The 12,933-nt window shown below is 65.1% G+C and carries 10 protein-coding genes; 8 read left to right on the top strand and 2 right to left on the bottom strand.

The window, feature by feature from the left end; all coding sequences use genetic code 11:
- Positions 1-72 precede the first annotated feature (72 nt).
- The 6 genes from BLV47_RS05700 to BLV47_RS05675 all read left to right on the top strand — a co-directional run bounded on the left by BLV47_RS05700 (position 73) and on the right by BLV47_RS05675 (position 7,368).
- Positions 73-1,275 carry a benzoate/H(+) symporter BenE family transporter gene (locus BLV47_RS05700; protein ID WP_092310889.1) on the top strand — a complete coding sequence of 401 codons (1,203 nt, stop codon included), beginning with the start codon at positions 73-75 and terminating at the stop codon, positions 1,273-1,275.
- Positions 1,276-1,497: 222 nt separating this feature from the next.
- The gene (locus BLV47_RS05695) at positions 1,498-2,871 is read left to right on the top strand and encodes a carbohydrate porin (RefSeq protein ID WP_092310886.1); all 1,374 of its coding nucleotides are present in this window, start codon (positions 1,498-1,500) and stop codon (positions 2,869-2,871) included.
- 117 nt (positions 2,872-2,988) lie between these two features.
- Positions 2,989-5,409: a glucose/quinate/shikimate family membrane-bound PQQ-dependent dehydrogenase gene (locus tag BLV47_RS05690; RefSeq protein WP_092310883.1), complete on the top strand. Its 2,421-nt coding sequence runs from the start codon at positions 2,989-2,991 to the stop codon at positions 5,407-5,409.
- A 383-nt stretch (positions 5,410-5,792) separates the two neighbouring features.
- Entirely contained in the window at positions 5,793-6,092 is a 300-nt protein-coding gene (locus BLV47_RS05685; RefSeq protein ID WP_092310880.1) for a hypothetical protein, read from the top strand.
- A gap of 229 nt (positions 6,093-6,321) precedes the next feature.
- Positions 6,322-6,615, top strand: a complete 294-nt coding sequence (locus tag BLV47_RS05680; RefSeq protein WP_092310874.1) for a hypothetical protein — start codon at positions 6,322-6,324, stop codon at positions 6,613-6,615.
- Between the two features lie 105 nt (positions 6,616-6,720).
- On the top strand, positions 6,721-7,368 hold the full coding sequence (locus tag BLV47_RS05675; RefSeq protein WP_092310871.1) for a carboxypeptidase-like regulatory domain-containing protein: 648 nt from the start codon (positions 6,721-6,723) through the stop codon (positions 7,366-7,368).
- On the opposite strand, the gene BLV47_RS05670 is transcribed toward BLV47_RS05675, so the two are convergent.
- Positions 7,346-9,004, bottom strand: coding sequence for an ATP-binding response regulator (locus BLV47_RS05670; protein WP_092310868.1), 1,659 nt, complete (start codon positions 9,002-9,004; stop codon positions 7,346-7,348). The genes BLV47_RS05675 and BLV47_RS05670 overlap by 23 nt on opposite strands.
- 146 nt (positions 9,005-9,150) lie before the next feature.
- Between BLV47_RS05670 and BLV47_RS05665 the strand changes: the two genes are divergently transcribed.
- Complete coding sequence (locus BLV47_RS05665) at positions 9,151-9,768, top strand: LuxR C-terminal-related transcriptional regulator (protein WP_092310865.1); 618 nt, start codon at positions 9,151-9,153, stop codon at positions 9,766-9,768.
- 206 nt (positions 9,769-9,974) lie between these two features.
- A complete protein-coding gene (locus BLV47_RS05660) occupies positions 9,975-10,406 on the top strand; it encodes a hypothetical protein (RefSeq protein WP_092310862.1) in 432 nt (143 codons plus the stop codon).
- Between the two features lie 42 nt (positions 10,407-10,448).
- Here the strand turns inward: BLV47_RS05660 and BLV47_RS05655 are convergent, their stop codons facing one another.
- Entirely contained in the window at positions 10,449-12,791 is a 2,343-nt protein-coding gene (locus tag BLV47_RS05655; RefSeq protein ID WP_092310859.1) for a putative bifunctional diguanylate cyclase/phosphodiesterase, read from the bottom strand.
- Between the last annotated feature and the right edge of the window lie 142 nt (positions 12,792-12,933).

Genomic DNA, 12,933 nt, shown 5'->3' with positions numbered 1-12,933 from the left:
CATTGAAATACACTCAGCCAGCGCCAACTCAATCGACTCAATTCCTTCCACCCCACGCCCAGTCGAGATGCCATGCACAGTCTCAGCAAGGACCTGTCCCTTTCCGCCGTGATCGCCGGCCTGATCGCCGTGATCATTTCCTACGCCGGCCCCTTGATCATCGTGTTCCAGGCCGCCCGCGAAGCCCATATGCCCAGTGACCAGGTGTCGTCCTGGATCTGGGCCATCTCCATCGGCAGCGGCCTCACCGGCCTGCTGCTGAGCTGGCGCCTGAAAGTGCCGGTGATCACCGCCTGGTCCACGCCCGGCGCGGCGCTGCTGGTATCGATGCTGCCCACGGTGTCGCTGCCCCAGGCCATCGGCGCCTATGTCGTGGCCTCGCTGATCATCGCCGTACTCGGCCTGTCCGGAGCCTTCGACAAGCTCATGAGCCGCCTGCCCAAGGCCATTGCCGCGGCCATGCTGGCGGGCATCCTGTTCCGCTTCGGCGCCGGGCTGTTCACTTCGGTCACCCTGCAACCGGCCCTGGTACTGGCGATGATCGCCGCCTACCTGCTGGGCAAGCGCTTCTCGCCACGCTACGCGATTCTCGCGGTGCTGCTGGTGGGCTGCGCCGTGGCCGCGGGCCTTGGCGAGTTCAATGGCGGCTCCATCACCCTGGCCCTGGCCGAACCGATCTTCATCGCCCCCGAGTGGAACTGGCACGCCATCGTCAACATCGGCCTGCCCCTGGCCCTGGTGACCCTGACCGGGCAATACGTACCGGGCATGGCGGTGATGCGCAGCGCCGGCTACACCACCCCGGCGCGCTCGATCGTGTCCTGGACCGCCATCACTTCGGCGCTGCTGGCGCCCTTCGGCTCCCACGGCATCAACCTCGCCGCCATCACCGCCGCCATCTGCACCGGTCGCGAAGCCCACGAAGACCCGAACAAACGCTACATCGCCGGGATCGCCTGCGGCCTGTTCTACATCCTCATGGGGATTTTCGGCGCGACCCTGGCCTCGGTGTTCGCCGCCCTGCCCAAGGAGCTGATTGCGGCCCTGGCCGGCCTGGCCCTGTTCGGCGCCATCAGCGCCGGGCTCAGCGGCGCCATGGCCGATGATAAACAACGCGAAGCCGCCCTGATCACCTTCCTGGTCACCGCCTCGGGCATGAGTTACCTCGGCCTGGCTGCGGCGTTCTGGGGGCTGATCTTCGGCCTGGTGGCGCACTTCGTGTTGAGCTACACCCGGCAGAAACACGCCCTCGCCGGGGCCACCGCGCCGCGCTGAACCTGCCGGGCCCGGCCACTGTTACCGAATCCGAAACGGTTCATGTCAATAAAAGCGCTTTCTCTCCAGGAGACGGCGCTTTATCCTTCGCACCCTGAAGCTGAAACGCTTCATCTTTCCTTTTGAAATCAGCGGCATGCCGCCTCGATCCGTCGCGATCAAGGCCACGCAGCCTGCCCTTGCTTCTGCCTATTCCTAGAAAAAGACCTGACTCGAATGCCTATGCCCGTTTTTCAGCGCTTAAAAGACAGCGCTGTCCTGACACCCGTTGCCCTGCCCAAGACCCTGAGCCTGCTCGGCGCCCTGGGGTTTGCCGCCTGCACCCAGGCCGCCCCGGCCTTCGACAGCGACTCGCCCTGGATGCTCGGCGACTGGAACGGCACCCGCACGGAACTGGCGAACAAGGGCTACGACTTCAAGGTCGACTACGTCGGCGAGATGGGTTCGAACCTGCACGGTGGCTACGACCACGACCGCACCGCGCGCTACAGCGACCAGTTCGCCTTCGGCAGCCACCTGGACCTGCAGAAGATCCTTGGCTGGAATGACGCCGAGTTCCAACTGACCGTGACCAAGCGCGACGGCGACAACATCAGCAACGACCGGATCAACGACCCGCGGGTCGGCGGCTTCACCTCGGCCCAGGAAGTCTGGGGCCGCGGCCAGACCTGGCGCCTGACCCAGATGTGGTACCAGCAGAAATTCTTTGACCAGAAGCTCGACATCAAGGCCGGCCGCTTCGGCCAGGGCGAAGATTTCAACAGCTTCCCCTGCGACTTCCAGAACCTGGCGTTCTGCGGCTCCCAGGTGGGCAACTGGGCCGGCAGCGTCTGGTACAACTGGCCGGTCAGCCAGTGGGCGCTGCGGGTCAAATACCACCTGACGCCCGAGGTCTACGCGCAGATCGGCGCCTATGAACAGAACCCCTCGAACCTGGACCGCGACAACGGCTTCAAGCTCAGCGGCAGTGGCACCCAGGGCACCCTGTTGCCGGTGGAACTGGTGTGGACGCCCAAGCTCAACGGCCTGGCGGGTGAATACCGCGCCGGCTACTACTACAGCAGCGCCAAGGCCGCTGACGTGTACAAGGACGGCAACGGCCAGCCCGCCGCCCTCACCGGCGAGGCCTATCGCAGCAGCTCAAGCAAGCACGGCCTGTGGCTGGGCGCGCAACAGCAAGTCACCAGCGTCGCCAGCGACCACTCCCGCGGCCTGAGCCTGTTCGCCAACGTCACCGCCCATGACAAAAAGACCAACGCCATCGACAACTACGTCCAGGCCGGCCTGGTCTACAAGGGCCTGTTCGATGCCCGGGCCAAGGACGACATCGGCTTCGCCCTGGCCCGGGTCCACGTCAACCCGGCATACCGCAAGAACGCCCAGGCCAGCAACCAGGCCCGCGCGATCTACGACTACGACAACCCCGGCTACCTGCCGCCCCAGGACACCGAATACAGCGCCGAGCTGTACTACGGCGTGCACCTGGCCAACTGGCTGACCGTGCGCCCCAACCTGCAGTACATCCGTCATCCTGGTGGCGTGAGCCAGGTGGACGACGCGCTGATCGGCGGGATCAAGATCCAGAGTTCGTTCTAAGGCCGCGAGGCAAAAAACGACGCCATTCACAGTTTTCAGCTGAACCAAGCCCGCGCCTGATCGTCATCTACAGTGAACAAGCGCGGGTCCACTCTTAACGTCACGGAGAACCACACTATGAGCACTGAGGGTGCTTCAAGTCCGAGCCGCCTGCTGCCAGGCCTGCTCGGGATCTTGCTGCTGCTAATGGGCCTGGCCTTACTGGCCGGGGGGATCAAGCTGAGCCTGCTCGGCGGCTCGCTGTACTACGTCCTGGCCGGTATCGGCCTGACCCTGACCGGCCTGCTGTTGCTGGCCGGCAAACGCGCGGCGCTGGGCCTGTACGCCGTGGTGCTGTTTGCCAGTACCGTCTGGTCGCTGTGGGAAATCGGCCTGGACTGGTGGCAACTGGTGCCACGCCTATCGCTGTGGTTCGCCCTCGGCGTGGTCCTGCTGCTGCCCTGGTTCCGCCGTCCGCTGCTGCGCAATGGCCCCGCGCCACTGGGCACCGCGGCCCTGAGCGTGTCCGTGGTCCTGGCCGGCGCTGCCGCCATCGGCAGCCAGTTCACTAACCCCGGGGAAATTTCCGGCGACCTGGGTCGCGACAGCACCGACATGGCCAGCACCGCCCCGGCCATGCCCGAAGGTGAATGGCAGGCCTATGGCCGTACCGAGTTCGGCGACCGCTACTCGCCGCTGAAGCAGATCACCCCGGGCAACATCGGCAAGCTGCAGGAAGCCTGGCGCATCCGCACCGGCGACATGCCGACCGCCAAGGACCCGGTGGAAATCACCAACCAGAACACCCCGCTGAAGGTCAACGGCATGCTCTATGCCTGCACCGCCCACAGCAAGGTACTGGCCCTGGACCCGGACACCGGCAAGGAAATCTGGCGCTTCGACCCGCAGATCCAAGGCCCCAACGGCGACGACTTCCGTGGCTGGGCGCACATGACCTGCCGTGGCGTGTCGTACTACGACGAAGCCAACTTCAAGAACACCGACGCCATCAGCCAGCCGGCCACCCTGTCCCCCGCGGGCCAGGCCATCGCCGCCAGCTGCCCGCGCCGCCTGTTCCTGCCCACCGCCGATGCGCGCCTGATCGCCATCAACGCCGACACCGGCAAGGTCTGTGAAGACTTCGGCAACAAGGGCGCCGTGGACCTCAAGGCCGGTATCGGCCCGTTCACCCCGGGTGGCTACTACTCCACCTCGCCGGCGGCCATCACCCGCAACCTGGTGATCATCGGCGGCCACGTCACCGACAACGAATCGACCAACGAGCCGTCCGGCGTGATCCGCGCCTTCGACGCCCACGACGGTCACCTGGTGTGGAACTGGGATTCGGGCAACCCCGACGAAACCACGCCGCTGCCGGAAGGCAAGACCTACACCCGCAACTCGCCGAACATGTGGTCGCTGGCCAGCGTCGACGAGAAACTGGGCATGGTCTACCTGCCACTGGGCAACCAGATGCCTGACCAGTGGGGCGGCAACCGCAGCGCGGGCGCCGAGAAATTCAGCGCCGGCACCGTGGCCCTGGACATCGACACCGGCAAGCTGCGCTGGAACTACCAGTTCACCCACCACGACCTGTGGGACATGGACGTGGGCAGCCAGCCGACCCTGCTCGACATGAAGACCGCGGACGGCGTCAAGCCGGCGCTGATCCAGCCGACCAAGCAAGGCAGCCTGTACGTACTGGACCGTCGCGACGGCACCCCGATCGTACCGATCCGTGAAGTACCGGCCCCGACCGGCGCGGTCGAAGGCGACCACACCGCCCCGACCCAGGCCCGCTCGGACCTGAACCTGCTGAACCCGCCTCTGGATGAAAAGGCCATGTGGGGCGCCACGCCGTTCGACCAGATGCTGTGCCGCATCCAGTTCAAGCAACTGCGCTACGACGGCCAGTACACCCCGCCATCGGTGCAGGGCAGCCTGATCTACCCGGGTAACGTCGGCGTGTTCAACTGGGGCAGCGTGTCCCTGGACCCGGTCCGTCAGTTGCTGTTCACCAGCCCGAACTACATGGCCTTCGTTTCCAAGCTGGTGCCGCGCGCCGAAGTCGCCGCCGACAGCAAGCGCGAAAGCGAAACCTCGGGTGTGCAACCCAACACCGGCGCGCCTTACGCGGTGATCATGCATCCGTTCATGTCGCCGCTGGGCGTACCGTGCCAGGCCCCGGCCTGGGGCTACGTGGCCGGCATCGACCTGACCACCAACAAAGTGGTGTGGAAGCACAAGAACGGCACCAGCCGCGACAGCTCGCCGATCCCGATCGGCCTGCCGATCGGCGTGCCAAGCATGGGCGGCTCCATGGTCACCGGCGGTGGCGTGGGCTTCCTCAGCGGCACCCTGGACCAGTACATCCGCGCCTATGACGTGAAAAACGGCAAGGAACTGTGGAAGTCCCGCCTGCCAGCGGGCGGCCAGGCCACGCCGATGAGCTACACCGGCAAGGACGGCAAGCAGTACGTCCTGGTGGTCGTGGGCGGCCACGGCTCCCTGGGCACCAAGATGGGCGACTACATCATTGCCTACAAACTGTCGGAATAAGCGTTACCGGCAGGGATGAAAAAGGCGGCTACCTTCGGGTAGCCGCCTTTTTTTGTGCCGTTCGCCCCCCCCGTAGGAGCTGGCTTGCCAGCGAAGGCGTCGGCCGGGGCGCTGCATGGCTTGCGGGCCTCTTCGCCGGCAAGCCGGCTCCTACAAGGTGCCTGGTGTTTGATCCTACTCGACCAGCAGCCCCTCAAAGGGCGATCACCGAAAATTCCTACAACTCGCGTCCGATTGCATCACCTTGTCCCTCCAAGGCGGTGCCCTTAAGGTCTGGGGGTCATTGCAAATTCAGTGACAGGGGTGTGGAAGTCCTTATCTCGTTAGGCGTACAAAACGCCACCTAGTGGCCATTCCGATTCCTGCGAGAGAGCCCCACAGCAATGAACAACAACGCCGCTGACCAACCCGAGAGACGCTACATGCCCCTCACCAGCAACGACTACAACATCCCCGCCCTGCTGGTGGACACCCAGGCCCCGCTGGACGCCCTCCACGAAGCCGCCGCCCACCGCATCCGTGCGGCCACCCAGTTGCTGGAAAACATCGCCAGCCACGACAACCTGCAGAGCAACCCGGCCCTGCTCCAGGACTTCGCCCAACTCTGCATCATCCCCCTGCGCGACGGCTGCGACCTGCTGGACGTACTCGGCCGGCGCCTGCAGGAACAACTGCTCACCTGAGCCTGATCCGGGCCCGGCAGCACCGTGCCGGGCCCATCAAGCTGCCCCGATCGCCGTCCCCTGCGCCCCGTAATTGCAAAGCGACATTAGCCCATTTGTGCTAATCGACCCTCCCCCAGCCCGGGGCTATAGTGCCGAGCAACCACCCGCTCTCCCCCAACACCGCCGTTCTGTGGTGTCGGGAGCGGCTGCGCCGTTGAAAACACAACAACACCAAGGAAGAGTCATCATGAAACTCCAGTCCAGCCTCCGTCCCCTCACCCTGCTCAGCGCCCTGGCCCTCGCCCTGGGCGGTTGCGCCATCGCCAAGCCGAGCAACGACGATCTGAAGAACCGCGCGCAGATCACCCTCGGCAAGCCGGTTTCCACGGTGTCCAATGTGCGCAGCGACGCGTCCCAGACCTACTTCACCGCCAGCACCAGCGCCGGCGAATACAACTGCGTATTGCCCAGTGGCGGCATGGTCGCCTTCGCCAGCATGGGCGGAGCGGTAGCGTTGCCGGCCGAGTGCAGCAAGCAATAAAGCGCTAGCCCCTGAACAACCAGGTTCGCCGCGACGGGCTGCCCCGGTGTAGCAGCGGGACAGCGTCGGGCGAGCACCGCTCCTTCCTGAAAAGGTCCTGAGTTGATGAAACCCCGTCTCTTCATGGTGACAGGCCTGGCCCTGCTCGCCTGTACCCTGATGGCCTGTGCGCCGCGCCAAGGGCGAACCCTGGACGAATACCCTCCGGTCAAGATCCCAACCGTGCAGTACCCCGAGGTCCCCTTCGACACCCAGGCCGCCCGCGCCGCCCTGCAACCGGGCACCGCCACGCTCACCGGCAAGTTCTGCATCGTCGGCAACGACGGCATCGAGGACAGCCGCGACGTCAAGATCTATCTCTACCCGGTCACCCCGCACCTACAGGCCTGGCATAAGTTGCGTGCGTCCAAGCCCGAAGGCGCGCCGGTGAGCATGGCCCCCGAGGCCGTGGCCGTGCACCGGGTGACCCGCACCGACGGCAACGGCATCTTCCAGTTCACCGGCCTGCAACCGGGTCGCTACTTCGTCCAGGGCCAGGACATGGTCTACGGCACCAGCCGCTGGAACGAGTACGTGGGCACAGGCCAGAGCAACACCAACTACGGGCCGGTGACCACTCACTACTACACCGAGCGCAGTTCGATCTCTTCGTACTCAGGGATGCTGGATGACTTCGTCGAACTCGCCAGCGGCGAGAACAAGAAGCTGACCATGACCAACTACCCCCTGCTTATCCCGTGCCGGACCTGGTAACCGCCGCTGGCGCCGAGGCGCTGCGGGCCGACGCCAGCGGTGTTTCGCGCAGGGCCCGCAAAGTGCCCCGCAGTTCCACCGGGCGCACCGGCTTGGAGAGGATGGCGATGTTGCGATCGTGCAGGGCGGCGTGGATTTTCTCGATGTCGTGCCCGGTGATGATCAGTGCCGGCACCTCCCAGCCGCGCTGGCGGCGGATGCTGTCGATGCATTCGATGCCCGAGGCCCGGGTGCCCAGGTCATAGTCGGCGACGATGATGTCGCAGTCGGTCAGCAGGTCTTCGCCGCTCGACTCGGCCTGGACCACGCAGCCCCAGCGTTCCAGCAGCGCCGAGGTGGCCAGCAGGACGTTGCGGTCATCTTCCACCAGACAGACCCGCAACCCGGTCAGCAAGCCGCTCTGCAGTGCCTCGTCACGGCCGTGCAAACGCTGTGGCGCGGCCAGTGACAGGCCATGCAGGCTGACCGTGGTGCCGCGATCGACCCGCGAGCGGAGCGTCACCTGCAGGTCGGTCAACTGCCCCAGGCGCTTGACGATGGACAGGCCCAGGCCGACGCCTTCGACGTCCTTGTCGCGCAATTGGCGGACCCGGTAGAACTCATCGAAGATCTTCGGCAGATGCTCCTCGGCAATCCCCCGGCCCTGGTCATAAATGACAATGGCCAGGCCCGCGCCGCGCCGGCGCACGCCAATCAGCACGGGCCGCTCGGCGGCGTACTTGAAGCAGTTGGACAGCACGTTCTGCACCATGGTCGCCAGCAACCCCGGGTCGACCCGCACCCAATGGGCGCAAGGCCGCAACCGCAGCTCGACACCGGCCCAGCGCGCGGCCTCGGTGTTCTGGCGCACCAGATCACGCAGCAGCTCGCCCAGGTGCACGGTTTCGTACTTGGGCTGCACCCGCCCGTTGTCCAGGGTGTAAAGATCGAGGATCGAACGGAACAGCTGCGAAACGTTGAGCAGCGAACGGTCGATGTTGTCCACCAGCCGCCGCTCATCCGCCCCCAGGTTGGCTTCGCGCAGGCAGGCAGTGAACAGCCCGATGGAGTGGATCGGCTGGCGCAGGTCATGGCTGGCCTGGGCCAGGAAGCGGGATTTTTCCAGGTTGGCGGCAATCGCCTGTTCGGAGGCCAGGCGGGTGCGCTTGAGCAGGATATGGGCGTACACCGGAATCACCGTGCTGGTGATCATCAGCATCAGCACCATGTAGGGCTGGGCCTGCCAGTAAGGGGTCAGCAGGTAGACCATGAACAGCGCGACCTGCGCCAGCACGGTGGCGATCGCCAGGTAGCGCGAGCCGAAGCGCATGCCATTGCCCAGGTTGACCCAGACCATCACCGCATAGATCGGCAGCGCCCCCTCGCCGCCTACCACCAGGCCGTAACAGGTGCCGGTGTAGTCGTAGACCATGCCCAGGATGCGCCGCGCCGGGTAGTGCCCGGGCCAGCGGGCAATGGCCATGCGCAGGATGATCGAACCCAGCATGAACAGGGCAATGTAGATCATCACCGGCACATAGGGCTCGACCTGCTGCCCCGGCAGAAAACCGATCAGGCTAAACCAGACCAGGGCGCAACCGGCGACGATGATCCGCAGGGTGGCCTGGTCAAGTTCGCTGTCCTTCTCAACGTTCATGCGATCACCTCCTTGTGCAATCGGCGCTGTCGTGGTCTTTTGCCGCTCTGCAAAACCGCGTATCGGACACGACCAACGGGCAGTGGCAACGCCGCGCGTCAAGTTAGCATGGGCGCAGGACTGGATGTTTCAAGGAGTTTCACGACATGACGTGCCGGATTATCGTCGCCGACGACCACCCGCTGTTCCGCGAAGGCATGCTGCGCACCCTCCAGCGCCTGCTGCCCGAGGCCCTGCTGGAAGAGGCCGGCGACCTGGCCGCGGTGCTGGCCCTGACCCAGACCGGCGAAGAACCGGACTCGCTGATTCTCGACCTGCGCTTTCCCGGCCTGACCTCGGTGAGCCTGATTGCCGACCTGCGCCGCCAACTACCCCGGACCTCGATCATCGTGGTGTCGATGATCGACAATCAGGACCTGATCGGCGAAGTGATGGCCGCCGGGGCCGACGGCTTTATCGGCAAGAGCATCAGCCCGGAGGAGATCGGCCAGGCGATCCAGGCCATCCGTGAAGGCGAAGTGGTGGTCAAGTACGCGCCTTCCGGCCTGCTGCTGCCTCTGGATGCCGGCGCCGAAGTGAGCCAGTTGACCACCCGGCAACAGGAAGTCCTGCGGCTGATCGCCCAGGGCAAGACCAACAAGGAAATCGCCCGGGAACTGCAGATCTCGCCATTTACCGTGCGTATCCATGTGTCTTCCCTGCTGCACGCCTTGAAGGTGCCGTCCCGGGCGGCGGCCGCGGTGAAATACGCCGGGACCTGGTAGGCCGCGACCAGCGTCCCGCCCTCCCCCCGGCCCCCCAGCCCCGGAGTCGGCCGCGGCCATTGGTCCCGCCAGCCCCTTTAATGCTAGGAAGCCCTGTGCAAATAAGGCAGCATCGGTCCTGGCACGCCTGAATAAACGCCATGGCATTGGGCGGCAGGCCAGGAACAGCGTGCTGGCGCAGCCGTCCCACGCAGGAGAAAGACATCATGAATACGGATAAACGTGATGAATTGTTTGATCGGTTACACCACTGGTTCGGCGACTCGGAAGCTGCCAACTGGAACGAATACACCACCGAGCAGGTGGCCAAGGGCGTGCTCCACGCCTTCACCCCGGCACAATGGCAACGCCTTGGCGAAACCCTGCTGTCCCGTCCCGAGTACTGGCAGCACCGCTGCGCCGTTTCCCTCGGCGAGTTGCGCACCCCTCCGGCCATCGCCTTGTTGAAACGCCTGCTGGCGGACTCGCCGTACCTGGATGTGCGGGTCATGGCGATCTATGAGCTGGACTGGGCGGAAGCCGCCATCGAGCAGCGCTACGCGCCCTGCATCCTGGAGATCATGGACAACCTCAGCGAGGAAGGCATCGAGCCGGAATTGCACAGCCTGCTGACCAAGGCCGAGTCGGCCCGCCTCTGATCCCCCACCCCGGATGCCGGCCGCAGCCGGCATCCAACGCCCTCAGCTGGACACCCGCGCCCTCGACATCCAGCGCTCGAAGGCCTCGGTGGCCAGGGGCCGACTGATCAGGTAACCCTGCAGCGTGTCGCAGCCCCAGCTTTCCAGCAGCCTCAGGCAGTGCTCGAACTCCACCCCTTCGGCCACCACCTTGAGCCCCAGCTTGTGGCTCATTTCTATGGTGGAACGCACGATCACCGCATCACCGCTGGTTTCGTTCAGGTTGCGGATAAAGGACTGGTCGATCTTCAACTCCTGCACCGGCAGACGCTGCAACTGGGCCAGGGATGAATAGCCGGTGCCGAAATCGTCCACCGACAGGCTGATGCCACAGCCGCGCAAACGCTGCAGCACGGCCAGGGCCTGCTCCGGGTCGCGCATGATGGCGCTCTCGGTGATTTCAAAGACCAGTTGCTCGGCCGCCACCTGGTAGCGCTCCAGGCATTCGCTGACCCGGACTTCCAGGCCATCGTCCTCCAGGTCACTGGCAGAGATGTTCAACGACAGGCGCACCGGCAAGGCCCGGCGATTCCACTCGGCCAGTTGGCCGATGCAGGCCTCGATGACCCAGGACGTCAGGCTGTGCATGCTGCCGGTACGCTCGGCCAGGGGAATGAACTCTGCCGGCGATACCACGCCGAACACCGGATGCTGCCAACGCAGCAGGGCTTCGGCCTGGTGCCAATCATCCCGGTGCCGATCGAGCTTGGGCTGATACAGCAAAAACAGCTCGCCTTCGGCCGCGGCACGGCGCAAATCGCGGATCAGGCTGATCTGCCGCTGATGGGCCAGGTCGCGGTCCTGCTGGTAGACCTGCAGGTAGCCGGGGTTGAGCGAGGCGTCGTGGCGGGCGATGGCCGCGCGGCTGATCAACTCCTCGGCGGACTGGCCATCGGCGGGGTACAGCGCCATGCCCATGCAGATCTGGCGCCGCACCTCGTCGCCATGGATCCGTTGCGGCCGGCTCAACAGTTCATGGAGGCGATCGGCCACGGCAATGGCGCCATCGAGCTCGGTGTTTTCCAGCAGCAGGAGAAATTCGCTGGCGGTGATCCGCGCGGCCGTATCGCCCTGGGCCAGGACTTCCCGCAGCCGCCGGCTGAGCTCGCCCATCATCTGCTCCAGCCCTTCACTGCCGAAGCCCTCATGGATCGCCCGGTAATTGTCGATGCCCAGGTACAACAGCACCACCTTGCGCCGGGCGGCGATGGCCTGGCCCAGGCGTTCGATGGCCAGGGTCCGATTGGGCAGACCGGTCAGGGGATCGTGCAGGGCATTGTGGGCCAGTTGCCGCTCACGGGTGGCAATGGCGCTCTGCATGGCGTTGAAGGCATCGGCCAGGACCCCGAATTCATCGCTGCGCTTGATGGCGACCGCGGCCAGATAGTTGCCGGCGCCGATGCGCCGGGCGGCTTCGGCCAGGTCCTCCAGCGGCCGCGAAACCCGCCGGGCCATCAACAGTGCGCAGACCAGGGACATCACCAGGGCCACCAGGGCGATCCACAGAAATTCCCGGTCCAGTGGCGCGAAGGCCTGCAGTGCCTGCTCCAGGGGGCTTTGCAGCAAGACCATGACCCGCGGATCGCTGGAGTCCCCGGTATTGGCCAGTTGCAGGGCCTGGTTGAGAAAGCGCTGGCCATGGGCTTCGCTCAACGGCGGCAGGGACTGCCACAGCGGATCGCTCAGGGCGTTGATGATGGGTGACCAGAAAAATTCGGGCTGGGTGCTGAACAGCTCGCCGGGGCGCTGGGCGTCAACGCTCAGGAACGACACTTCCAGGTTGCTCATGGAGCGCAGCTCCCGGGCAAACAGCTCGTCCATGGGAAACCCCATGACCACCCGGGCCAGGGGCGACGAAGCCTGCACCTGCCCTTGAACCAGCAGGTAGGGACGGCCTTGGATCGCGACGAACAGCATGTGGGTGTCGTGGCGCCAGGCTCGGCGCAGGGCCTGGTCATAGGGGAAGGGTCGGTCCCGGGCCACCGCCGGCAAGGTACTGGCGATGACCCGGCCTTCGGGACTGAGCACGAACATCTCGCTGGAACGAATGCCGCCACGGTGCTGGGCCAAGGCCGCGAGAATATCCACCGGTTTGCCACTGAGCACGGCCCGGCGGAACTCCGAGTCCACCACCAACCAGTCAACCCCGTATTGCAGAGTGCGCCCCCGCAAGTCCAACAAGCGCTCGAAGACTCGGGTGCCGATTTTCAATTGCTGCTGCGCCTGCTTTTCCACCGCTTGGGTGGTCGCGGTCTTGACTGCGAAATACACCGCACCGATCAGCACCAACAGTAACAGCGCCAGCACCCCGACAATCCTTGCCTGAAAGGTTCGGCGCCACCTCATAGGGTCGTGCTCAGCGAATCTGATCGCCCCTCGGTCCAGAAACCTGGTGCAGCGGGCGACGACCGCCGAGCGCTGAAAAGTCCATTCTTCATACCCATTCCTCTGAAAAGCTGAATGCGTGCGTCAAATAAATGCCAGTATC

The organism is Pseudomonas saponiphila, assembly GCF_900105185.1.
GTDB lineage: Bacteria > Pseudomonadota > Gammaproteobacteria > Pseudomonadales > Pseudomonadaceae > Aquipseudomonas > Aquipseudomonas saponiphila.
This window is presented reverse-complemented; position numbering and strand designations above follow the sequence as displayed.